Raw genomic sequence first — 24,077 nt, forward strand, 5'->3', positions numbered from 1 at the left:
CTTTCCGGTCTGCCGACAGCAATGGCCTTTATACTTTTCCATTCCCTTTTCTACCTGCCGGGCATCCTCCCTTTTCTATTCCGGCGTTTCCGCCCCATTCAGCCGTGCGACCTCCTGGGGAACTATTTTGCTGCAAAAGTAACCGACAGTCCCAGCCTTTGCCAATGCCGGCAAGCCGCCGCAGGGGTGAGCCGGGAAAATCTTCCTCTCCGCTGTCGAGCGTATTTTCCCGTCCAGCCTTGGCCGGGTGTTCCTGCCGACTTTTCGGAGCAGAAAAATAATTCCCGGCGGCCGCAAACAGGCCGAACAGAGGGAAGAAAAATAAAAGGTTAAGCTATGAGTTACAACAGATTGAAATCACTGGCGGCAAATGTGGCCGCCATAGAAACAGCGGTGACTGTCCACAAACAACGCAGGAAAGCCACACAGGAAGAGAAACAGGTATTGGCGCAGTATTCGGGCTTTGGAGGTGTCAAGGAAGTGCTGACTATCGGAACGCAAATCCCCATGCCCGAAGAACTGGCGGAGCAGACAAACCGCTTGCAGGAGGTTTTGAGAACTCTTGCAGGAGGGAGCGAGGGGGATTACGACCTGCTGATGAACAGTATAAAGGCTTCCGTGCTGACTGCGTTCTATACGCCGGATTTCCTCATTGAAGCCGTCGCAGGTCAGATACACACCACATTCAGGGAGAACGGACTGCAGATGCGCAGCTTCCTCGAACCGAGCGCAGGCATCGGAGGTTTCCTGCCTGTGGCTATGGGCGGCACACACAGCTACGCCATTGAAAAGGACATAATTACCGGGCTTGTGCTTTCTCTTTTGCATGATGAAGCAACCACCGTGACAGGAGGGTTTGAAGCAATAGACAGGCAGGAGCTGGAGCATCGGAAATTCGATGTCATTGCATCCAACATTCCATTCGGCAATTTCCGTGTGTTCGATACGGAATTTTGGAAGAAAGGCGGTATTTACGAACAGGCCACCAAGACCATACACAACTACTTTTTCGTCAAGGCGATGGAACTGCTTAACGAGGGCGGACTGCTGGCTTTCGTCACTTCAAGGGGCGTAGCCGACACGCCGGGCAACAAATTCGTGAGAGAATACCTTGTCAGCCATGCCGACCTTATCAGTGCGGTAAGGCTTCCCGACACGCTTTTCATGCAGACGAGCGGTATCGAGGTGGGCAGCGACCTGCTCATATTCCAGAAGCACATGCACAAGGCATCCCTCTCGCTCCGGGAGAAATATTTCCTGCAAGTCACAAAGGAAAATGTAAATGCGGACGGTGCGATGACGGAATATGCCAACAAACTGTTTTCCATGCCGAAAACCGTGCTGGCAACAGACAGCCGCATCGTGAAGAACCAATACGGCAAATATGTACGCAAACATCACTGGCTCGGCTCTGATACGGCAATGGCACAATACCTTTCCGCTTTGGTTAAATATGACTTTGACAGATATTTCCACAAGAGCCTTTTCATCGGACAGGACGATGCGCCTGTACAGATGTCGCTTTTCGGTGGGGCGGTTGCCGCCGTGCCGGACAAAGGCAGGAGGGCATACACCGGGGATATGCCCGGATGGATGAAAGAGGGGGCGATAGTGCTGTTCGAGGGACAGGTAGGAACGCTCCGGTTCCGCAGGTCAAGCCACTACGAGGAAACGGCGGTGGATTTCGTGCCGTTGGACGAAGGCAAGGTCAATGTGGAGAGGGCAGCGGACTACTTGCCGCTCCGTGAGGCGTATTTCGAACTTTCAACGAAAGAGAGGGAGCAAGAAAAGGAACAGGCGGCTTTGCGTGAAAGGCTGAACACCCTGTATGATGCCTTTGTCACCAAGTGGGGATATTTCCACGAGAACGACAACAGGGATTTCATCATGCAGGACAGTCTGGGCATGGAGGTCTATACCATTGAAATGCAGGTCGGCGACAACATCTTCAAGTCAGACATCATGCGTGAGCCTGTGGCTTTCAAAAAGATAGACACAGGTGTAAGACTGGCACCGTTCGAGGCATTGGCAAGCAGCCTCAATTTCTACGGCAGGGTGGATATGGGCTACATTATGCAGTCCACAGGCACGGATTGGGAAGAAGTCATGGAAGCTCTCAAAGGGGAGATTTTCTACAATCCCGTTGCCGGATGTTGGGAGCATAAAGGAAAGTTTCTTGCCGGGAATGTCGTAGCCAAGCACAAGGAAATGGCTTCATATATTCCCTCTTTATGCAACACCGAAAAGGAATGGACGGAGGCATCCGTGAGGGCGTTGGAGGAAGCCATACCCGAAACGATACCTTACGAGGAGCTTGACATCAACATGGGCGAGCGGTGGATTGACACAAAGATATACGCCGATTTTGCGGCGGAGCTGTTCGGCGTGGAAGCCGAGGTGATGTATTTCGATGTGAACGACACCTACCTTGTGAGGCTGAAAGGCTATTCTCCGGCGGCGTACAACACCTATTCCGTGCGGAATTACAACGGTGAAGACCTGTTCGTCCATGCCTTGCACGATACCGTGCCGGAGATAACGAAAGAGATTGATCGCAACGGCGACAAGGTGCGTGTGCCGGACGAGGAAGCCATACAGGAAGCCGCCACCAAGATACAGGAGATTAGGGAGCGGTTCAACGAATGGCTCGACAGGCAACCGTTGGAAGTCCGGGACGAACTGGTAAGGGTCTATAACGAGCGTTTCAACTGTTTTGTAAGGCCGCACTATGACGGTTCGGCGCAGACCTTTCCGGGGCTTTCATTCGAGCACTTCGCCTACAAGGAGCTTTATCCCTCGCAGAAAGATGCTATCTGGATGATTAAGCAGAATGGCGGCGGTATCTGCTGGCACGAGGTGGGCACGGGCAAGACGATGATAATGTGCGTGGCGGCTTACGAAATGAAGCGTCTCGGACTAATTAGGAAGCCGCTTATTGTCGGATTGAAAGCCAACGTGCACGAGATAGCCGACACGTTCCGCAAGGCTTATCCGTCTGCCAAACTACTCTATCCGGGCAAGGAGGACTTCACGCCTGCCAACCGGAAAGAGGTGTTTGCTAAAATCAAAAACAATAACTGGGACTGCATCATCCTGACACACGACCAGTTCGCAAAGATACCGCAGTCGGAAATAACCATGATGGAGATTTTCTCCGAAGAACTTGCCGATGTGGAGCGCAGCCTTGAGGTATTGGAGAACTCCACCATGCGCTACCGCAGCAGGCAGATGCAGAAAGGACTGGAGAAGCGGCAGGAGAATCTGAAAGCGAAACTCGCCGAATTGCGGATGAAAATCAATGAGCGGAAAGATGATACCGTGGATTTCCATTCAATGGGCATAGACCATATTTTTGTGGACGAATCGCACATGTTCAAGAACCTCATGTTTCAGACACGGCACACGAGGGTAGCGGGCATCGGCAACACCAAAGGCTCGCAAAGGGCGATGAATTTGCTTTTTGCCATCCGTGACATACAGCACCGTACAGGCCATGACCTCGGTGCGACATTCCTCTCCGGCACGGTGGTCGTCAATGCGCTTACCGAGCTGTATGTGATGTTCAAGTACCTGCGTCCTCATGAGTTGAGACGGCAGTCCATCAGTTGTTTTGATGCGTGGGCGGCGATATTCACGAAGAAAACCGCTGATTACGAGCTGAACGTGACAGGCTCAATCAAGCGCAAAGAGCGTTTCCGTACCTATATCAAGGTACCGGAACTGGCGATGTTCCTGCGTGAGATTACCGACTTCCGCACCGCCGACATGATTAACCTCGATGTGCCGCAAAAGAATGTGCGTTTCCTGTCATACGCCCCGACCATCGAGCAGGAGGAAATGATTGGGCGGCTGGTCTCCTTTGCGCATAGCGGACAATGGGAGGATTTGGGACTTGACATCCCCGAACCGGACAACCTCGACAAAGCGAAGATGCTCGTTGCTACCAATGTGGCACGCAAGATGGCTCTCGACATGAGACTGCTCGGAGACAAGTTCCATGACGATGCGGACAACAAGGCTTCTGTCTGTGCAAGGACGGTATATGACTATTATGTGCGTTCCAATGCCAACCGTGGTACGCAGTTCATATTCAGCGACCTTTCCACCTACAAGCCGAATGAGTGGAACATCTACACCGACATCAAGGACAAACTGGTGCGGCTCGGTATTCCGGCGGACGAGATACAGTTTATCCAGTGCGCCCAGACCGAGAGGGCGAGAAAGAAGCTCTTTGCGGACATGAACAGCGGCAGGGTGCGTGTGCTGTTCGGCTCGACTTCCATGCTCGGCACAGGTGTGAACGCCCAGCAACGGGCGGTAGCGGTGCATCATCTTGAGGTTCCCTGGAGGCCTGCTGACTTGGAACAGCGCAACGGCAGGGCGGTACGCAAGGGAAACACCGTCAAGCTCTGGGGCGGCAATGTGGTGGATATAGTCATCTACGGCACGGAGAAGACGTTGGATGCCTACAAGTTCAACCTCTTGCGTAACAAACAGATGTTCATCAATCAGATTAACAACGGCACGATTGCCGTGCGCCGCATTGACGAGGACAGCATAGACGAGGACAACGGCATGAACTTCGCAGAGTTCGTGGCCATCCTTTCCGGGAATACCGACCTGTTGAACAAGGCGAAACTCGACAACAGGATTATGCAGTTGGAAAAGGAACAGGCGATTTTCAAGAAAGAGCGCATCCGTGCCGAGCACAAGATTTCCGCCAACAGGCAGGACATCGAAAAGGCGGAACGGTTCATCGCCCAGGTCAATGCCGATAGGAAATACATCACGGCTTACACCGGAGAGCGGACGACCCTGCTGTTGAACCTGCCGCAAGCCACGGCAGAAGAAACCGGGCGTGAACTGCACCGCATGGCGAAAACATACCGCAGCGAGGCATACGCCACCATTGGCAGCTATATGGGGATGAACCTGCTGGTACGCAGCGAATACGACTTTTCCGGGACATTCGACCGCAACACGTTCTATGTCGAGGGCAGAAGCGGATTGAAATACCGTTGCGGCGTGTCGGGTGCGTTGCCGCTGGGGTTTGTCGAGTCGGCGCAATATCCCAAAACCACATTAGACAAACTGCCGGGCATCATCGACAATCAGCGCAAGAAAATCGAAAAACTGCAAAGCGAGCTTCCCACCTTGCAGGAAATCGTCAGCCGCAAGTGGAGCAAGTCGGACGAACTGGCAAGGCTCCGGCAGGAATGCAGGGACTTGCAGCGGCGGATAGACGAAGCCCTCAAGGAAGCGGAACAGAAACCGCATCCGGCACAGGAGGACATCGACAAAGCTGCCTGACCGTAATTCATATTTTAACCTTTACTCCCTGTCCGGTCGTGATGGCCGGGCAGGTTTTTCTGTATGGTATGCCCTGTGCGGCCCGCCCTGCCTTTATAGGCCGGCATCTGCCTTTTTTATCCTCCTTTTCCCTTTTTATCTGTAATAAGCACTGAAAATCATCAAATTGCAAGAGAATCACCCTGTTTTACATCCAAGAATGTTAAGTTGAGTGTTTTATTATTTCCACCGATTCTTAAAACCATCCTCTGCGTATGGCGGGCACATGGTAATATACTGTTTTTGAATCCATCATATGATTAACTCCATTTCTATGCAATTCCAAATCTCACCGAGGCAAGTGTAGCTTTCTGTCTCTTCTCTTTGAACTTGCTTGAGCCCTGCGGCTTCATAACAATGTATTGCAGATGGATTATTTTCAAATACACCAAGCGTTACTTTAGTTGCGCCTAATTCTTTGTGGGCATAATCAATAGCCATACCGACAAGCTTTTTGCCCAGACCGAGACCTCGCTTTTCATCATCAACTATTACGAATCCAAGTCGCCATTCTGAATTTTCAGGGGTTGGCTTTCTGAGTGTTATATAACCAATGACTTCCGCAGCATCAACCATAGTAAGAGCAATTGATGAATGTCCGTCTATGTATTTGTCATGATGTGAGTTAATATCATCTGCTGTGACAGGATAACGCGAATACCTGTCGGCACACCATTGACGCATTTGATACTCGCTTTTCAGCCATCCGGCAATAATATTTGCATCATCAGGATGGAATTTTCTTAATCGCAAAAGAATCTCGTTGCTCATATTCTATTGTTTATCTCGCTCCTCAGCCCAACAGAGCGGATTATTAAATGCAGAAGCGTGGACTGCAACGCAACACTTAGTTTGTAGGAAACCTTTGATACAAATGTGACAATAATAACCCACGCTATGTGCGTAATAGTCACTATTCTATTCTTGCATCAGTTTCTGAAATTCCTACGTTCACAAATTACAAGATGAGCATAACGCTTCTTTTTTCTTATGTCTTGGGAAGAGTTACCTCTATCCGAATACAAAATTAGTTATTATATTGATGTTTGAGTATTATATAGAACGGATTTATAACTTAAATTCTCTACTTTTGCTTGGCTCTTCTGTCGGTCTTCGTAAACTATGCCGTAATTTATCAAACTGTTCTTTGAACATGAGAAAACCATTTATGCGTTTTTTCAAATAAAGAGAGTTCAGCCAGGAAATTTCCCTGTCTTTGGCTTCAAGCTCTTGACTGTGTATTCTTAAAGATCGCGTATCTGTTTTCCGTGCTGTTTCTGCATTTGTTGCATCTTAACTTTTAATTCATCAATTTCTTTATCACGCTTGGCAACTTCCTGACGCAATTTTGCATTGACATTATCAATGATTAGAAATTTTATGATATTTCTTGAATGTATAGGTTTGAGAGCCTTTTTATCGTCTCCCTTTATATCTGTCTTTCAATCCTTTTATATCTTTGTCCTTGCAGTCCGTCCTGACCTTCCGGCTTATTGTTCCGCGAAAGTAACGGATAACAGCTGCACCTTGCAAATCCTCACGGCCTGCGGTGGCCGACGGAAATCTTCCTTCTCGGGGAGAAGCGTATTTCTGTCGCCAGATTTGTCCGGTTGCCGTTATCACTTTCGTGGTGCGGAAAAATAAATCCGGCGAAGGTCTTTAAGGACCGAACGCAGGGAAAATAAAAAAACGAAATTAAAAATTTGAAGTATGGAAAAAAACAGTGAGAAAAAAGTGGTCGTTGACGGTTTGACGTTAAAACTTCTGCGTAAGGATGAAAAATGGGTCTTCCCGTTTGTTACCTACTACCAGCACGGACTGGGCAGCCCAATCTGTCTGGAATTGCTTGAATATAAAGAAGACAGCAACGGTTTCGAGCCGGAAGCAGTCATAACCGTCAATCTTCCGGGCGTGGAGCGTAATGCCGGCTGCCAGTTCATCGACACGAACAACAACGGAGAAGCGGTGCTGGACTGGCTCGTGCTTTATGAGTTAGGTGTACCGACTGGCAGATACGCCGCTTCCGGCCATTGCATGTATCCCGAAGTGGACTTCTACCGGAGCGAGCGCTTCATGCGTCAGAAAGAATTTTGCGACAGGCATTTCAACTTCGTCGGCTGACAGGCAGGGGAGGGCAGTCATATTGGGCTGCCTTCATTGCCGGCAATTCCCTTTTTATGGCATACCGTCCCGGCATTTCATCCCTTTTCTACCCGGCTTTTCCCGCCCATGAAGCAAGGTAGGAGGTCTGTGCCACAGTCCGCTCTGCAATCCAAGGTACGGAAGGCTGTGCCGGAGCAACGGCAGTCCGCTTCATGCCGCTCCATGCCGGAGCTTCGACGGATGTCGAAACAACACGGTATTCCGCTATGCAAGGCTTCCTGCCGGATCTTGCTCTGGCACATTCCGCCTTTAATCCGTATCTTTTCTTTCCGGGCCGTCAGTGTCATGGGCAAACGGTGACACATCCCGCTTTGCGCCGGCCTCCATATATTCCGGCAGATCTCAAGGCGGAAAGAGTCCCCTTTCTGTTTGCCCGGCAGACCACTGCTCTCTACCCGCCCAAGCCGTTTCTCCCGTTATATCACCCTTTCCCTCTGCTTTTATCCCCGGCAGGGCCGTCCGTACAGTTATAATCGGTGCGACTTTATGCTTTCTCCGGATGCTTTCTGGCAGTCACCGGTCTGGTTTTACCGCTGCAAATATAGGCCGTCGCGCCTGTCCCTTACGTTTTGAAGTGCATTTCTTGCAAATTCTTCCTTGACAGCCGGGGCTGACAAGAGTAATTGGCAAAAAAAACGACGTGTGCGGCTTTGCCGACAGCCTTTGGTTGCAGCATAAAATCCCGACAGCGGTTCAGACAGAAAGGAACCGAAAAGAGGGAAAATAAAAAAAGGTAACGGCAGGACCAACCACCTTGCCACAAAACATTTTATATTATGTTACATGTACACACTATCGGACGCATCGGCAAAGACTGCCAGGTGATTGCAGGAGCCCACGGCTCATTCATGGCCATGAACATAGCCGTTGACGATTATGCAAAGGGACAGAACGTCACCACATGGGTAAAGGTAAGAAGCAACAAGGAGAACCACATCCGGTTGGCTGAATACCTCACCAAAGGACGGCTGGTGCTTGTTGAAGGCACGCTCTCATCTTCCCTGTGGACGGACAAAAACGGGGAGAGCCAGATTCAGCTTTCCATTACGGCGGAGAGCATCGCATTCATCAATACAGGCAAGAAGGACAGCTCGGCTGGCAGCCCGGACAACATGGCGGCCACAACGGACAGCACACCCGTACTCCCTGCCGATATGCCGCAGGACGACAAGGACGACCTGCCGTTCTGACAAAGGCATCACCGGTGACGGTATGGACTGGACTATGGTATATGCCGTATCCGGCAGTCAGGGGGATCGACCCGCTGCCGGTATGGTGTATGCCGGTTTCAGTTTACACCACAGACAGAAATAAGAACGACCCGAAATGATAGAGATATGAGTAATTACGATTTTATAAAGGCTGGAAGCAAGGTTTTCTGGCATGACCCGGACGGCGGTTTGTCGGACGGTGTGTATCAGGTGGTGGATGTCCCGGAGGAAATCGAAGAGGACAGTATCATTTTGATAGCCTCGGGCTATTCGGAGGCGGAAGTATTCGCAGCGGAACTGTCGCCGCTGTGATTTTCTTCAGGTGGCATATCGGAGTTGCCCGATATGCTGCCTGTTCCGCCAATCCTTTTATACGATTTGTGGAAAATTTACCTTTTGTATTTGTCAAATATCACATTCTTTTATACCCATTTATAGCGTTCATCCACACCGTTTCCATCTCCGGCAAACCCGTTTCCCTTTTCTATACGGCCGGGCCTTTATCCTCTCCTGGTCATTCCTGCTGTCACCGGCCATTGGTTTTATCAGATGCAAAGGTCGGCAGTCGCGCTTGATCCGTCGGCTTGAAGTGCATTTCTTGCAAAATTCTTCCTTTCCGTGAAAGAGTAATTTGGCAAGAAAAGCCGCCGTATGAAGCTGTTCCGACGGCCGGAACCTGCATCCATAAAACCCCAAAGGCGGTTCGGCAGAAAAGAACCGACAAGAGGGAAAATAAAAAAACAAGTTATTAACAAATTAATTTTTTTGAATTATGGAAGCAACAAACATGAAGTCAGTAGAGAAGAACATCGCATCGGTAGCATTGGCAGACATTCAGCCGAGTAACTACAACCCTCGCAAGACCTTTGACGAGGCGAGCCTTGCCGAACTTGCCGAGAGCATACGGCAACAGGGTGTCTTGCAGCCCATAGGTGTACGCTCCATTGATGAAAACCGCTTCGAGGTTGTCTTTGGCGAACGCAGATACCGTGCATCGCTCATGGCAGGACTGGAAACCGTTCCGGCAGTCATATACGAAGTGTCGGACGAGGTAGCCGAGGAAATGGCGGTCACGGAGAACCTGCAGCGCAAGGACGTTACACCCATAGAGGAAGCAAACGCCTATCAGAAACTGATAGAGAGCGGACGGCACGATGTGCATTCATTGGCTGTTCAGTTCGGCAAGTCGGAAGACTATATTCGCACACGGCTCAAATTCACGACTTTGATTCCCGAAATCGCAGCCCTTTTGGAAACGGACGAAATCACAATCAGTGTGGCAAGTGAAATCTGCCGATATGGTGAGGACATACAGAGTGAGGTGTACGGCAGGCATCTGAAAGAGGGAGTCATATACGGCAGTTGGCGTGGCATGAAAGCCGTAGATGTGGCGAAACGCATAGAAAGTGATTATACGACTGACCTTGACCGCTATTCCTTTGACAAGACCCTCTGCAAGTCCTGCCCGCACAACACCAACAACATGATGTTGTTCTGTGAGGGCAGTTGCGGAAAGTGTGCCAACAGGAAATGCCTTGAGGACATGAATGCAGCCTATCTTGTGGAAAAGGCCATGCAGATGTTGGCAGACCATCCTACCGCTTCGCTTGCTTATTCTATCTTTTACACCTACAACGACACGACTGTCAAGCGGCTTGAGGAACTTGGCTACGAGGTGGAGAGATTATCATGCCGCCATGAGGACTATCCCGAACTGCCCGAAGCACCCGAAGCGGCAGATTACGAGACCACGGAAGAATACGAAGAAGCCCAAAGGGACTTCGAGCAGGAGCAGGAAGATTACAAGGCTGAATGCGAGGACATATTACGACGAAGTGAAGAGGGGGAAATATCGCTCTATGTTCTTATCGGTAACAAAGACCTCTTTCTCGGTTATGTGGAGAACTCCGCAACGAATACGGCAAACGGCACGTTATCGACAAAGGAGAAAGAACTTACTCCGCTTGAGAAACTGGAAAAGCAGGACAAGCGCAATAAGGAAATCGCCCTTGAAAAGACGGTTGCGGACACCAAGAAGCGGATATTAGAGGTGGACACCGCCGAAACCAAGTTCGGAGCTGACGAGGACAAGATGATTTATTACTTCCTCCTTTCATATCTCCGCAGGGAGCATTACGCAGCCGTAGGCATTGAGGACGAGAATGTGTACTACCTTTCCGACAAGGACAAGTTGCGCATCATTGAAAACCTGAATGGCAAGGCGAAAGCCGTTATCCGCAGGGACTTCTTGATTTCCGAGTTCCAAGACGCACCGGCCAGCGATGCCGCAGCCACCCTCTTGCTCCGATTTGCGGAGAAGCACATGCCCGAAACGCTTGCCGAAATCCGAAAGGGTTATGATGAAGTCTATGAGAAACGCCACCAGCGCATCGAGGAAAAGAAAGCAGTCCTCATGGTGCAGGACAAGGCCAGGCAGGAAGCGGAGCAGCAGGAAGAACCGCAACCCGATGAAACGCCACAAGCCGAAGATGTAGCGGCTTGACCTTTCCATAATTCAGTTCAGAAGCAGGGCGGAGAAATCCGTCCTGCATACTGTTGTGTTATGTGGTGCGTCGGTCATGCCTTTTTTAGTGAAAGCCACAAGGTGCGACGGCGGCACCATGCCGCTGCTATCCCTTTCTAACCGCCTGCCGACCTTTTCCAAAGCCTTGCCTCACAAGGCTCATTCCCTTTATACCGTTTGGGGGCTTCCCATGTTTCCGCCTCCATGCCGTCACCGCCGCAGGTTTTCTACGGTGCGAATGTAGGCTGCCGCGCCTGTCCCCTCCGTTTTGAAGTGCATTTCCTGCAAATTCTTCCTTGCCGGGGCAAGAGTAATTGGCAGGAAAAAACATCGGGAATGGCTTATCCGGCGGCCTCTCCCTGCACCGTAAAACCCGAAGCGGCTCCGGTTGCAGGATGCCGAACAGAGGGAAAAGAAAAAACTTAAATTCAAAAAGATGAAAACATTGGAAGAATTGTTACAAGAGCTTGGATGTGTCGGTGACGCATTCGACAGTACAGGAGAATTTACAGAAGCTGGAGACAAGGCATATCGCTTTCTGTTGGATTTGCTGTATGACATTGAAGGATTGACAGGAGAAAGTGTATCAAGCATAGTCAAGGAACTTGATGGGATATGTAATGAGAATTATTAAAAATCAAAACTATGGACAGAAATATTCAGGAATCGAAAGAGTACAGACTCGCAAAGGAGTGGGAGATGGCGGTGAACAGCTACAGTTTCGACCCCAGAAAATTCGCTGCGGCTATCCCGGGCATGCACCCGACAAATCAGCAGAGCCTTTACCGGCTTATCCGGGAGTGCATCAAGGTCATGGCAGACGACAGCCGCCGTTACGATGACCGCAACAGGGCATCGCATGAGGAGGCGAAGTGCATCATGGAATATCTCAATGAACACGGAAAGTATATACCATTAAAATAAATCGAATATGAGAACAAAAGAATTGGAATTTGACGGCAAGACATACATCTGCCGTATCGTCGATTCAATTGACGGAGAAGAATTGTTGATTGGTTCAACCGAACTGCTTGACGCCTTGCAGCCGGGCAGTTTCGAGGATGTGAACGAAGGTTTTGCCAGTAAGGAAGCGGAAGACCTATACGACGAGGTATTCTACTTTACAGAACCGCAGAATCTTCTTCTGCCGGACAAGGAACTGATTGAAGTCTTGAAGGAAAGCAACCCGGATTGGTTCGAATGAAAAGAGTATAAATCAATCAAAAATCAAGATGATGGACAAAAAATATGTGGTACAGGTCGCACAGACCGTTAGAGAACAACTGATAGCAACGACCCGCATGGAAATCCTCATGTCTTGGGGTATCGGACAATTCACGCCTGCCATATTCAAGGATTTGCCGGGTCTGAAATTCCATGTGAACGGAAGACTATTTCAGGGCGATGTGCTTATATGTCTGAACGGCTCGGACTATTACGAGGTGTATCTTCGGGACGGTACGGGGGTGGAGTGCATCAGTGATGAAGTCTGTTTCGATGAACTGGGAGAGCTAATTGACCGCCGCATCGAAAGCGGGACGGACAAGGAGGAATATGCCCGTTTCTGCGAACAGACGGCGATGTCGCTCAGATGGTACAAATAAAGACATAGGGGAAAAGGATAACCCCGGAGGTCAGGCAAAGACCTTCGGGGCTTATTCATGTTACAGGTTCAGAGCCGTTTTTGCCTGATTTCCGGCATTCTCCTTTACGGATTATTAATTTGGGATGCTTTTCATTATCGCATCTAAAATCAGGACATTTCCGGATATGCTGGATAATTCTTTTAATGCAGTCACTGCTTCCGGCGCGATTGTGTTTCCATGCCGGGAAACAATCCACTCCTTTATTTTCGGAAACACCGTGTCTTCCGTGAGATCCCATTCGGGGACGAGACACCGTGTGAGGGTATCGAACACGAAATCACGGATACCGTTTTTAACCAGCTTTTCGCAAAACCGCTTCATATTTACCTTTTCATAGCCGAGAAGCACGCATCCGGAATATACGGACAGCAGATCTGAAAACCTGACGGAACCGTATTCGCTGCACTTTTCCGCTGCCTCTGTCAAAAGCGGGAGCAGGTTGGTTTTCAGATAACGCACGCTTCTGCCCATAGAATAACCGGCATGGAGGGCATTGACTGAATAGGTAAGGAATGATTCGCAGGATTGAGCCAGTGAAGTGGCGCTATCCGGTTGGTCGTCCGAGGGCTTGCCCGCAGGATGGTTTCTTGCCATCAGCCTTACACGGTCTCTTTCCACGAGTGCGGCCTGCATATTTTCAGCCATGATGTCACGGTAGTGCTGCCATGTGTCTCTCCTGTCACGGCTGCCTGCGAATGTGATTTCCATATAGCCGCCGGATGCAGATGACGCTATTTCCAATTCTCCGCTGCATACAGTCATGTCGGATGTCCTGTCCCACATGATGCCATCCACTATGATTTCACTGCCGTATATTCCGGTTGGTGCGGGAATGGCTGATACCGGCTCCTTGTTTTCTTTTACCTGTAAATAAATGGCCGAAATATTATAGGCATTCTCTTCGTTCCGGACAGCAGTCACTCCGGCATCGTCCCACACGAGGAAACTCCGTCTGTCGTATTGTATGGTCCTGCCTCTGTCATCCTGCATAGTCTTATGGGTGATCACAATTCTCTCCTTGCCAAAAATCTGCACCATAACCGTGTAGGATAAAGGCATGGACATCTGCCGGCCGTTTATTTTCAACCGGCCCTCTGTAATTTCTACTCCGTCTGTGGCTTGTGTCTCGGAGGCTTCTGCAGGTCCTGTTTTGACGCTTCTTGTCGGTTGCGGCTTTGCAACAGGAGAAATGGTTGGCTGAGATTCAACGAACGGAGGTGCAAACATCAGGGTCACGTCTTCCGACAAGGGAGGCAGCTCGTATTCCCTGTCCGGGTAAGGCTTCGGATAGTTGAGCCAGTATCCCAGTTTCTTCGCTCGGCTTGACGTGCGCAGGAAATTCCAGAAATCTTCCGCCCGGTACAATGCATCTCCTTTATTAAGGGTATTCACGATGACAGTTCCGTCAGGCATCGCATGGATGGATTTGAAGGATTCGTTGCCCAACACGCCGGGACGGAGGCGTAGCACTTCGTCCGTCTTCCGGTTCCAGAGACGGGCATAGTCGGTTCGGTTGCCGTTCGATTGGCTCTCCACCAGCACCCACTCCTTGTAGAACACACGCAAACGGAAAGAGCCGTCCCCTATGCGGAGCGGGGCGATGCGGCAATTCTGTGTCGCCATGTCCAGGTCGAGCAGACCCGGTTCTATCCATATCCCGCTGCAGCTTCTTGCCGTGTAGCTTCCCAACAGAAGGAGGCGGGATGTGTCCGGCACAGGAATACAGCCTTCATCGAATCTGTCATGTCCGGACATTTTGAACGGCATTCCGTAATATTTCCCGTTGCCGTCATAACGGATAACCGGAGAATTGCAAAACTCTCCCGGAATGATATACAGCGTTCCTTTGCCGTCTGTACCGAAACTGGGGGCATACATCAGGTTATCAGGCAGTATGAGCCGGCTTACATGTTTCACACCCCGTGGTGTCATGGTGTGTATGATGGCGCTATGGACATCGCCCAGACACAGATAACGCCCGCACCACCGGAACTCATACTTTTCGTCAACGGCCATATTGCACATGCGCGGCCATTTTTCCGCCTCCAACGGATTCTTGCCTCCTATGACCATTTCTCCCAAAGAGATCGGGTACAATGCCGCATAGAAATCCAGTTCTTCCGAGTATATGAAATGGTGGATTTTTTTCGTCTTCATCTTCACCGGCTGAAGCGGTGTGACACGTAGATCCGCAACGAATGTACCCTGCCATTTCTCAACATCCGCCTGTCGCCATTCCCCATAAGCGAAATAACCCGCAAAACCTCTTGTGATATATCTGTTCCCGTCATCAGGCCATGCCATCCTTTCACGGGGCATCTGCCTTCGCAGTTTTATGGTTCTTGCCTTCATGCCGAAGTCATAGCGGGATTGTTTCAGCAGTTTGCAATACTGCCCGTACTTGCGGCATTTCTCCTCAAAAGCCTGCATTTCCGCCTGCGGAACCAATGCCAACAGGTAAATGTCATCTCCGTTCAGGTCATATAATGCGTACCCGTATGAGGAAAGTTCCTGTCCCAGGGCTGTAATGCCCATTTCGTGCGAGAAGCAGGAATACTGCATCACGACTTCGTCGAAACGGCCCTCTTTCAATACCGGTATCTCTTCTCCCCATTTTTTCCTTATCTCGTTGAGTGTGTCGCCAACATCCCCCTCGTCCTTGCGTATGTCGAGGGCCTGATCCCGTACCTCCTCCATGCAGTCATGCTCGTATGCCTCCATCATCTCCCTTATCCATTCCTTCACGGCTTTGCCGGATATTCCTTTAGAAGCGGAAACACCGGCCGGGACTTTTGAAAAACGGATACCTACCCCCGAAAGTTTGTGCATCAGTATGACAAGCTGTCTGGGAGTGTAGTGTTCATCTTTTATCAGGTATTCGTTATCACGCAGGAGATAGCCGTCCTTTTCATTCCAATGCCCGTGAACGTAGTTGTCCCCGTTGCGTACATGGATGTGGTAGCTCGTGAACCTCGTGTAGTCGCCGTATAAAGCCTGAGGGCCGAACAGTTCGACACTCAGCGTGAACCACGCTTTCCTTTCCGTTTCGTTCCCCGACAGGAGGACCGTTTCCCCGTTGGAAGTGAAACGGAACGATACGGACCACTCGAAAGTGTCTGGGTACGGGATGCCTGCCTCTGCAAGCCATTTCGCCGCTTCAAGGTCTGGGATGATTTTCCGGTAGTAGTTAGCAAGCTCGTCTGTCAGCCCGTGCAGGTGTTCCCGCTCCGGCAGCAGAAGCAGGATGCGGTACAATATGCCAAGTTCTCCCGGTCCCTGCTCCATGAGGGTACGGGCAAGTCCCGACAGGCAGGCAACCGCACATTCGTCCGGGGACTGGGCGAGCAGGGCCACGCAGTACCAGAACCGGATGACATCATAGTTGTAGATTCCGGTTATGCGGTAATCCTCCTTTTCCTGCGGTGTGGAGGGTATGCAGGAATACCCCCGGATGACATCGGCCACGATACGGACAAGGGAGCTGTCCTCCGCATAAGGTTTCATCCGCTCCGTCTCTTTCCTGTTCGTGGGAGCATGGATGTATGAATCGAGGGCGGAGTTCAGCCGCTCTATCTTTCCGGACAATGCCGGGTCGCACCCGGGCGGCACAGGTATGTGGAGTGTGTTACGGTCGTTGACTGCATGGAAGGGTATGACCTCCTGCTGCGGGTTTTCATACATGGCGAGAGTCATGTCCAGGTACCAGTTCCAATACTCCCTACGTTTTTCCACGTCACCTTTCCAGTTATCGGAAAAGGGACTTCCACCGGAGCAGACCAGCGACACTATGAAATCGATGTCCATGCTCTCAGGGTCAAAACTGTCATCATCCTCTCCTTCGTAATCTTCCGGGTTCAGCATGGAGGCCGCATCACCGCAGACAAAATACCCGAGGCTGGCGATGGCCCAGCTCACGGTTGTGGTCGCCTCGTCAGGATTGTTCTGCACATGAAGCCACAGTTCGCCCGACTCCTTCTCGATGTCTTCCACCGAGTCCGGCTTTCTGTAAAGATGCTCGTTTATGCGGGAAAGCAGATGTACATTGTCCATAATCTGTCGCCCCGTGACAGAACAGGCTTTCTTGCAGCATTCGCACATGATTTTCTGCACGGTGAGTACATCGCCGACCTGTTTCATCAGTTCGATACGGCAGGACAGCGGCAGGTGCCCCGTGTCACTTTGGGCGATAATGCCTTTCAGTTTCTCTATGGTTTCTTTTATCATTTTCTCTGTATTCTCTCTTTTTTTATGTTAATGAAAACTTGTCGATACATCTCTTTCAGTTCCTCCGGAGCTGCGTCCACCACTTTCTGACCACCCTTGGCGCTGTTTTTGCCCCATATTACATAGCAAACTGTTTCCCATGCGTATTGCAGCACTTCTTCCGGGCTGGCTTCTGTTTCCTGACTGGGGGTATCATCCTCGTCATCATCCTCGTCGGAGGAAAAACCGCTTGGGACGATTTCAGACAGACGGGATTTTGTCTCCAGCAGAGCACCCAGGCTTTCGGCGTTTGCCATCCATGCGGCATAGTCCTTGGAATATTTCATGTCCTGCATGGACAGCACCCCCCGGACAAAAACGGGGACTGTATCGGCGGTAAAGCCGAACTGTTTCACATACTCCCGGAGGAATTTTTCCTGTAAGCGGGAGTGCTCATCATCGCAGAGGTCAAGATAATCCCACACCAACTGCCGCCACTCTTGCCCCAGCATTCCCAAGGCAAACACGGCAAAACTGCCGGGAAGGGCACACAGCTCATCGCTGAGATTGGTGTATTGTTCATATTGCCGCATGGCAAGCCGGGCGTACCGTTCCATCAAGTGGTGGAGGCTGGGGTATTGCACGGCACAGGCAAAAAGTTGGTTTACTCCCTTTTGGGGCAGTCCTGTAATGGGCAGATACTTCTTTTCCGGTCCTTTGAACTCCACAGCATAGCTGCGGGGAAAATCATCCTGCTCCAGAAGCTCACACAGGTAGTTCAGCACTTCATGACAGCATTCCTCCGTATTATCCCTGGCAGTAATACGGATGACGGCAAAGGCATCGTTGGCCGATGCGGTGAAGTGCACTGTTTTTCTCTTTTGCAGGTTGAACGGCAACCTGCCGGTTCCGTTTTCCTTCAGCTTTTCCACTATATCCGGTCGGACTTTCCCGACCAATCCCAACAGGTAATTGGTGTCCAAATACTGGAAGCTCATGCCATATACCTTATAGTTTACCGCCACATAGCAGGCAAAGCGCAGCAGCGGCTCCGGAACTTGCTCTGCATGGATACCTGGTTTCAGGGAATACTCCCGATTCCAGAAGCGATCATCTTCATTGTCTGTTGCAACAAAATACTTTTCCTGCAGCTCCCGTTTGAGCATATCAAGTAGATGGTGGTCAATTTCACCCCACCGGCTCTGGCGGCGCAGGTTTTCGCTGAAGGCGATGGCCTGTTCCGCATCCAGGGTCTCGGCCCGCTGTATTTCGGTCCACGCCCTAAGCAGTTGCCACACCTCAAAGGGCGCACCTTGACTGCTGACCACTACCGGCGGCCAGAGAGAATCAAGCCGCGTGATTCTCCCGTCAATAGCATCCTGGATGCACTGGTCAAAGAGCGGCTGCAATTCCTCCTGTACCTCGGGCTTCATCCAGTAACAGCGCCCGTCCTGGCTATTAAACTTGGGTAAATTCGTTGTTTTTTTCATTGCTATATAAAATCAACTTGTATGTTAATGATTTCACAAAAACCAGCAGGCCTTTATCCCGCATTTCCGGATATTCATTTGCCGTGCAATGCTTCCAGTCCGCAGGGTACTGGCAAACAGAGCCTGTTTCCTTGGAAATATATGCCCTTGTTGGGGCGTGCAATGCCGGCAGGAACAGGATAGCCGACAGGTACAGGATAATTTTTTGAATGTTGCCTTCATAGATGCAATTATGTATGTTTCCAAAAATATATCGTACTTCATTCCCGTTAGAAACAGAATCTCAAAAAGTTATACCAGCATACCGATAGATAAAACAGATCTCCGGCAATCAAGACAGTAAGCCGCTGTTTGAATTTCAGGTCACACTTTTCCTCCTTCAGCCTTCGCAGTTCCCTGAACATATAACTGAAGTCAACGGGAGTCCGGCTTAGCAGGTGGACAGGCAGCAAAATGATAGAGCCTACAAAATACCTCATTTCTCCGAACATGTAAAATGGGGCGAACAGGAACATCGGTATCAGTTCCCACCACCGGTAACTCACGTTCCTGTTCTTCTCTCTCTCCTTGTCAAGGCGTTCCTGCTCAGCACGGGCTGCGGCATCCAGTCTTCTCATGAAGGTTTCCTCCTTTTCTTCCATGATGTCGGCTATCAACTTGTAGTTTACACCGCGTCTGTACAGTTCCAGCTTGGCCTGTCTCACTTCCTTGTCCGTATATTCTCCGGTTACATTGTTGGCCATCATCAAAAGCTCATCGGTAGCGTATTCTTTTATTTTCATTGTGAGTTGGATGGTAATATTCTGACAGAACCGATTATATCATGGGCTTCGGATTCATGGGTCTCGGTCGCTGTCATTGAAACGATAATGAAACCGTCCAACGCCTTTTTATTCAGATAAAAAATTATACTCTGATTAAAGTTCATGCTGCCACCTCTTTCCAATGGATATTCCCTTCTGCCCGAAATCCGTTCAAACGGTATTCCGTTGATATTTACACTTTCGGGAGCGGTCCCGCTCATAGATTTCAACAACAGATTGCGTGCATTGTCGATTTCCTCGGTCGAAGAGAACTTTTTGTAGTTGAAGACAATGGTATTACCGGCATTGCCCATAAGCTGTAAAACACAGTTGTCATCTGATTTTACTACAGCATTCCATCCTGTGGGATATGTACACCTCAGTCCGCATGCTTTATTCACATACTCTCTCCTGCCGTCTCCTATGCTTTCATCGCTGCCGCTAAATGTTGCAGGATTATCCCCTTGGTTGGGTATATAATTGGTATGATCTGTTTCACTTTCCTGTATTCTGCCTTCAGATTCACTTTCCTGTGCGTATTTCTCTAATGTACCGTATTCCCACATGTTCCTTATTTCCCTAAAATCCGAAGGTACGGATTTTGTCAGTCCCGTAAAAAGGAATGCGAACATTATCAGAAATGTCATTTCAGCAATATATGCGATATATCGTGAGGCCCTTTTAGAGCTATACTTGTCTGCCAAAAGATAAGTTATACCCAATATAACTCCTGAGACAAGGCCTCCTATATGTGCCGCATTATCTATTCCTTCTTCCTTAGTTCCAAGCAAAAGATTGTAGATTACAAAGAAACCTATGCTAAACAAAAGAGATTTTCGCTGGTGTTTTTCTATCTTGTGATTGAAGATCAGGTAAGAAAGGAAGATGCCGTAAAGTCCGAAAATAGAACCGGAAGCCCCTGCGCTTATCGTTTCGGGATGAGCAGTAAGGCTTGCCAATGCCGAGAATAATCCGGTCAGGAGATAGGCGGTCATCAACTTTCTGCTTCCGATAATCTGTTCCAAGAATATCCCGATGTATAATAGAGCATACATATTCATCAGCAAATGGATTATCCCGATATGGATAAAATTGCAGGTCACGGTTCTCCACCAATCACCGGTAAGTGTGAGCGGGCCAAAATCTGCACCCCATTTCATCAAAGAAATGCCTGTCGGTTCTATAAGGCTTACCCCACATATAGACATCACTATAAACAATGCCACATTTATATAAATAAGTAAGGGGGTTGCGATATTTCCTTTTCTTGGAGTTATTAGTGACCAGAATGACAGATCTTTGTTATCCTTTCCATTTGTCTCCTTATCGACAGGAAAGTTATATTCCTCAGAGCCTGCAGGGTTATTCTTTCTCTCTGTATCATCTGTATCAACAGTATGGACAGTTGATATGGTTTTTTCCTGATTATACCTGACCTTACCCCAATTAGCAGATTGTCCGGATGTGCATTCACCCCCGGCAAAAAGATGCCCTTCTTGCCCGGCAGCACCGGCAAGTGCCTCCCTTATTCTTCGAATATTCCGTTTGTTATGTCCGAAAGAACATATCGAGGTACGCTTGTTCAGGTCGTTTACGCTATTGACCCATACCTGACCTTTGTCGAACACGACAAAAATCTGTTCTCCCCATGTCATACCCCAAAGGGAAGGATTGGTATGAGCCACGATGCAGTCCTCGCCGTAATGGTCTACGTCCCAGTCATAAGTTACCGACAACTTGTATATCTGGTCATAAATCGCCTGTTTGTCCAATGAGGTCGGTATGCTCTGGAAATCCAGCTTGCGCCGTTGGTGCCGGTAAAGTATAAAGGCAAGCAGTCCGGGAATGATACCGAGCCATAAAAGACCCTCTATATCAATATTGCTCGAATAATGCATCACTCCGCTTATGGAAATAAACATTGCGGCATAAAGCATCAACATATGCGATGCGCCGTAGTGGGTGTACGCCCAGCTGATAATCAGGGGAAGCGTCTTCTTTTCCAATACAAAGGCGGCAAGGGGAGCATTCTTTTCCTCACGGTAGCGAATCCGGTAGGCAAGCCACCATATCAGTTCGAACAATGCACCTATAATCAGGATTGCAACAATATAATCCGCTTCGTCCAGCTTGCTCTCCCTGGGTTTGATGGAATAAGGAACCCCGCCAAAGGTCAGTTCCTCGCAGGACACATCATAACCCTCGCTGGTAAAGTAATAAGTGTAAGTGTATTCCTCCTTGTTCTTGGAACTCGAATATGAGTTGCTGTTTGGCGGTACCGTTTTCCCGTTAATGGTCAACAAGGGGGGATTCTGGTCGGGACGGGCGTTGCAAGTCAGTATTGCACGGTACTTGACGTAATCGCTCTTCAGTTGCTCCACCTCCAGATGACATTCCAACTTGCTCATGTCCACTTCGGTAGGATGTACGGACACCCGGTATTCCGGCGTGGTATATGTCTTGCCATCGGCCGTCACGGATGCGACAGGGATTCTGGCTTCCCCACTGTTTTTGAACTGTACAAGATAATAGAAACCTGTTTCATAGCTATTGCTTTTCACACCGTTTATAATGGAACAGCTCTCTCTCTTATGCGGCTTCGGACCGTTCAACACTTTAATGCTGTCATTGAACACTGGGTAGGAAGCCGTGTCGAATCGGGAATTAACCAGTGCATACGTCAGCCGCAGTACCCGCCCGACACGGAGACCGCCAACCGTATCAAGCTCCGCATGAAAATATACGGAGTCTGCAGTCTCCGAAGCATGCGTATGGGCTACCGGCAAAAATGCAGATAGCAATAACAGGCAGACGAACATTCGGCTTCTGATGAAGCAGTATTTTGTTTTACTTGTTCTTTTTGTCATATATCGTTGTTGAATACCATATTAGCACTCCATTTTATAATATATTCCAGGTTATGTTTGGTGGATATGAGTTTGTACTGAACAGGTTGGGACACAGTAAATCCGTTTCCTGTGTCCCAACATCAAAGATTATCGGTCCTTGAACCTTGCCGGTTGTCAGTCGGCGTCGTTATCGCACATGTGCCGGATAAATGCCTCGTTCTTCTCGTATTCCACCCCGGTGAGGATAACGGGGTCTGCAAGCCCTACAATCTTGTACCCCTTGGTATATGTAACCAGGATGCAATAAAGCTCACGCCCTTTTTCATCCTTTTCCACTTGCAACTGCACCGGTTGGTCGTTGCCGCTGGGTAAATCGCACAGGTACTCGAAATCATGGCGGTTGAAGGCTGCTACTATGTCGTCCTTGTCTGTCATGCTGCTGATGAACTTCTTGGTCTTGTAACGCTTCACCTCGCCGCCACTTGTACGGTTATAGATTTTAAGGCCTGCGGCCAACGCGGTAAGGACACAGAAAACCGCCCCGATAACACCGGCTGTCCGTACCAGCCATGAGGGGATGAATGGCAGCCACCCGGGAAAAATGACAAGCAGCACACATACTGCCGTCAGTCCCCAGTAAATCATCGGTTTTACTTTGTCTTTCCGTTTCTCGAATTTCTCCGGCATGGCATCATAGACCTCTCCGAAATGGCTGGGAAAATGTTTTCCCTCATCCATAATTTTTTCTTCTTCCAGTTTCATTTTTCTCTGTTTTTTTATCCTATATTGAAATTTGATTTTTTCCAGGGTGATTCGTCATCCTCCAGCAGCAGGCTTACTATCTCGTATGCCGTTTCACTGTCATCCGGGTCACCGTGCCATACGCCCCTGCCCATGACGAAACTCATTCCGTATTCCTCCCATGAAGAGAAATGCTCAAGTGCCGTATCTGCCGCCGCCTGCATGATTTGCCACATTTCACCCTCGTTCACATAGCCGCAAAGGTATGCCCAGCGTCCGAGGTTTACCAGACGCACCAGATCCCATGCGATGACGCTGCCCGGCATCTTCCCTCCGGGACACCATCCGTTTTCTTCCATGCTCTCCGCTATCAGGCAGACATCTCCTATCTTGCTTTCCTCGTCGTCTCGCTCTTCCTGTGATATGTTTTCGATTCCCCGTTTCCGGACTTTTTCAAGGGCTTCGTCGGCCTCGGCATGATGCCCTTCTTCAAGCAGCCACTTCACAATCTCCAGTGTACTCTCGCGGTCAGTCACATTCCACCAGCTCTCAATCGTGCTCCTGATGCTTTCGACATCTTCCTCAGGACAGTCAATCGAATCCACATTCTCGTCATTATACACTAACATGGGCGCACCGAAAGCCAGCAGCCGGAGCTGTGCCGTATCCAGTTTGCCGTCGTCGGCTTTGTTAATGGTCCACCCATCACTACCGAAGGCGTCCATCATCTGTGCCATTGCATCGGATGAGGACAGTTCCTCTCCGAGTGTGCCGTCCATCATTCCCTGCATCATCTGCTGGGCGTATGCCATGTTCTGACGGCCTGCCTGCGCCACCGTCTCCGGGTCTATGCCCGCCGCTTTCAGCATAGCTTCCTGCTGTGCCTGTGCTGCTGCCATGTCGGGCATTCCCGCGCCCATCTGTGCCATGAGTTGTTCCTCCATGCCGCCGGGCATCTGGAATCCCGGGATATTCCCGAACATGGACTGTGCCTGTTCCATTGCCGCCTTTACTGCGGCTTCCTGTGCCGCCTTTGCCATTTCCTCCGGACTTTGAGGATTTGCTTTTTCTTTTGTCATATCATCTTGATTATTAAAA

At 49.7% G+C, this 24,077-nt stretch carries 16 protein-coding genes and 2 pseudogenes; 9 read left to right on the forward strand and 9 right to left on the reverse strand.

From position 1 onward, the window contains the following. The first annotated feature begins 336 nt into the window (after positions 1 to 336). Positions 337 to 5,310 carry an N-6 DNA methylase gene (locus tag H6A27_RS06140; protein ID WP_204508035.1) on the forward strand — a complete coding sequence of 1,658 codons (4,974 nt, stop codon included), beginning with the start codon at positions 337 to 339 and terminating at the stop codon, positions 5,308 to 5,310. 291 nt (positions 5,311 to 5,601) lie between these two features. Here the strand turns inward: H6A27_RS06140 and H6A27_RS06145 are convergent, their stop codons facing one another. The 3 genes and pseudogenes from H6A27_RS06145 to H6A27_RS06150 form a co-directional block, all read right to left on the reverse strand. After that, positions 5,602 to 6,120 (reverse strand): GNAT family N-acetyltransferase, encoded by a 519-nt coding sequence (locus H6A27_RS06145; RefSeq protein WP_013616485.1) that lies wholly within the window; start codon positions 6,118 to 6,120, stop codon positions 5,602 to 5,604. 297 nt (positions 6,121 to 6,417) lie between these two features. Continuing rightward, positions 6,418 to 6,716: pseudogene (locus tag H6A27_RS15130) on the reverse strand (hypothetical protein); the annotation flags it as partial. Between the two features lie 49 nt (positions 6,717 to 6,765). Then, positions 6,766 to 6,972, reverse strand: a complete 207-nt coding sequence (locus tag H6A27_RS06150; RefSeq protein WP_008781605.1) for a hypothetical protein — start codon at positions 6,970 to 6,972, stop codon at positions 6,766 to 6,768. Between the two features lie 87 nt (positions 6,973 to 7,059). Here H6A27_RS06150 and H6A27_RS06155 point away from each other — a divergent pair, with 87 nt between their 5' ends. From H6A27_RS06155 to H6A27_RS06190, 8 genes and pseudogenes are all read left to right on the forward strand, one after another. Continuing rightward, positions 7,060 to 7,470, forward strand: coding sequence for a DUF4313 domain-containing protein (locus H6A27_RS06155; RefSeq protein WP_013616486.1), 411 nt, complete (start codon positions 7,060 to 7,062; stop codon positions 7,468 to 7,470). An 818-nt stretch (positions 7,471 to 8,288) separates the two neighbouring features. Then, positions 8,289 to 8,702 (forward strand): single-stranded DNA-binding protein, encoded by a 414-nt coding sequence (locus H6A27_RS06160; protein WP_087397919.1) that lies wholly within the window; start codon positions 8,289 to 8,291, stop codon positions 8,700 to 8,702. A 147-nt stretch (positions 8,703 to 8,849) separates the two neighbouring features. Next, a pseudogene (locus H6A27_RS06165) lies at positions 8,850 to 9,032 on the forward strand (hypothetical protein); the annotation flags it as partial. Between the two features lie 463 nt (positions 9,033 to 9,495). After that, positions 9,496 to 11,226 (forward strand): ParB/RepB/Spo0J family partition protein, encoded by a 1,731-nt coding sequence (locus H6A27_RS06170; RefSeq protein WP_087397915.1) that lies wholly within the window; start codon positions 9,496 to 9,498, stop codon positions 11,224 to 11,226. A 457-nt stretch (positions 11,227 to 11,683) separates the two neighbouring features. Continuing rightward, the gene (locus tag H6A27_RS06175) at positions 11,684 to 11,881 is read left to right on the forward strand and encodes a hypothetical protein (RefSeq protein WP_013616490.1); all 198 of its coding nucleotides are present in this window, start codon (positions 11,684 to 11,686) and stop codon (positions 11,879 to 11,881) included. A gap of 11 nt (positions 11,882 to 11,892) precedes the next feature. Continuing rightward, positions 11,893 to 12,171, forward strand: coding sequence for a hypothetical protein (locus H6A27_RS06180; RefSeq protein ID WP_072544701.1), 279 nt, complete (start codon positions 11,893 to 11,895; stop codon positions 12,169 to 12,171). 7 nt (positions 12,172 to 12,178) lie between these two features. Beyond that, a complete protein-coding gene (locus H6A27_RS06185; RefSeq protein ID WP_013616492.1) occupies positions 12,179 to 12,451 on the forward strand; it encodes a hypothetical protein in 273 nt (90 codons plus the stop codon). A 31-nt stretch (positions 12,452 to 12,482) separates the two neighbouring features. After that, positions 12,483 to 12,851 carry a hypothetical protein gene (locus H6A27_RS06190; protein ID WP_013616493.1) on the forward strand — a complete coding sequence of 123 codons (369 nt, stop codon included), beginning with the start codon at positions 12,483 to 12,485 and terminating at the stop codon, positions 12,849 to 12,851. Between the two features lie 114 nt (positions 12,852 to 12,965). Here H6A27_RS06190 and H6A27_RS06195 read toward each other — a convergent pair whose 3' ends face one another. The 6 genes from H6A27_RS06195 to H6A27_RS06220 form a co-directional block, all read right to left on the reverse strand. Further along, positions 12,966 to 17,117, reverse strand: a complete 4,152-nt coding sequence (locus H6A27_RS06195) for an Imm5 family immunity protein (protein WP_204508037.1) — start codon at positions 17,115 to 17,117, stop codon at positions 12,966 to 12,968. After that, a complete protein-coding gene (locus H6A27_RS06200) occupies positions 17,114 to 18,586 on the reverse strand; it encodes a DUF6138 family protein (protein WP_041583844.1) in 1,473 nt (490 codons plus the stop codon). The genes H6A27_RS06195 and H6A27_RS06200 overlap by 4 nt, the downstream gene beginning before the upstream one ends. A gap of 269 nt (positions 18,587 to 18,855) precedes the next feature. Then, entirely contained in the window at positions 18,856 to 19,368 is a 513-nt protein-coding gene (locus H6A27_RS06205) for a transcription initiation factor IID (RefSeq protein ID WP_072544698.1), read from the reverse strand. Next, a complete protein-coding gene (locus H6A27_RS06210) occupies positions 19,365 to 22,256 on the reverse strand; it encodes a rhomboid family intramembrane serine protease (RefSeq protein WP_087340735.1) in 2,892 nt (963 codons plus the stop codon). Before H6A27_RS06210 ends, H6A27_RS06205 begins: the two co-directional genes overlap by 4 nt. Before the next feature lie 156 nt (positions 22,257 to 22,412). After that, positions 22,413 to 23,000 (reverse strand): hypothetical protein, encoded by a 588-nt coding sequence (locus tag H6A27_RS06215; protein ID WP_083535625.1) that lies wholly within the window; start codon positions 22,998 to 23,000, stop codon positions 22,413 to 22,415. Positions 23,001 to 23,014: 14 nt separating this feature from the next. Then, a complete protein-coding gene (locus H6A27_RS06220; protein ID WP_072544696.1) occupies positions 23,015 to 24,058 on the reverse strand; it encodes a DUF1266 domain-containing protein in 1,044 nt (347 codons plus the stop codon). Between the last annotated feature and the right edge of the window lie 19 nt (positions 24,059 to 24,077).

Source organism: Bacteroides caecigallinarum, assembly GCF_016902295.1.
Classification (GTDB): Bacteria; Bacteroidota; Bacteroidia; order Bacteroidales; family Bacteroidaceae; genus Phocaeicola; species Phocaeicola caecigallinarum_A.

Bases quoted from the DNA above. Each gene is read 5' to 3' on its own strand.
- H6A27_RS06140 (WP_204508035.1), top strand. From the start codon at position 337: ATGAGTTACAACAGATTGAAATCACTGGCGGCAAATGTGGCCGCCATA.
- H6A27_RS06145 (WP_013616485.1), bottom strand. From the start codon at position 6,120: ATGAGCAACGAGATTCTTTTGCGATTAAGAAAATTCCATCCTGATGAT.
- H6A27_RS06155 (WP_013616486.1), top strand. From the start codon at position 7,060: ATGGAAAAAAACAGTGAGAAAAAAGTGGTCGTTGACGGTTTGACGTTA.
- H6A27_RS06160 (WP_087397919.1), top strand. From the start codon at position 8,289: ATGTTACATGTACACACTATCGGACGCATCGGCAAAGACTGCCAGGTG.
- H6A27_RS06170 (WP_087397915.1), top strand. From the start codon at position 9,496: ATGGAAGCAACAAACATGAAGTCAGTAGAGAAGAACATCGCATCGGTA.
- H6A27_RS06175 (WP_013616490.1), top strand. From the start codon at position 11,684: ATGAAAACATTGGAAGAATTGTTACAAGAGCTTGGATGTGTCGGTGAC.
- H6A27_RS06180 (WP_072544701.1), top strand. From the start codon at position 11,893: ATGGACAGAAATATTCAGGAATCGAAAGAGTACAGACTCGCAAAGGAG.
- H6A27_RS06185 (WP_013616492.1), top strand. From the start codon at position 12,179: ATGAGAACAAAAGAATTGGAATTTGACGGCAAGACATACATCTGCCGT.
- H6A27_RS06190 (WP_013616493.1), top strand. From the start codon at position 12,483: ATGGACAAAAAATATGTGGTACAGGTCGCACAGACCGTTAGAGAACAA.
- H6A27_RS06195 (WP_204508037.1), bottom strand. From the start codon at position 17,117: ATGATAAAAGAAACCATAGAGAAACTGAAAGGCATTATCGCCCAAAGT.
- H6A27_RS06200 (WP_041583844.1), bottom strand. From the start codon at position 18,586: ATGAAAAAAACAACGAATTTACCCAAGTTTAATAGCCAGGACGGGCGC.
- H6A27_RS06205 (WP_072544698.1), bottom strand. From the start codon at position 19,368: ATGAAAATAAAAGAATACGCTACCGATGAGCTTTTGATGATGGCCAAC.
- H6A27_RS06210 (WP_087340735.1), bottom strand. From the start codon at position 22,256: ATGACAAAAAGAACAAGTAAAACAAAATACTGCTTCATCAGAAGCCGA.
- H6A27_RS06215 (WP_083535625.1), bottom strand. From the start codon at position 23,000: ATGAAACTGGAAGAAGAAAAAATTATGGATGAGGGAAAACATTTTCCC.
- H6A27_RS06220 (WP_072544696.1), bottom strand. From the start codon at position 24,058: ATGACAAAAGAAAAAGCAAATCCTCAAAGTCCGGAGGAAATGGCAAAG.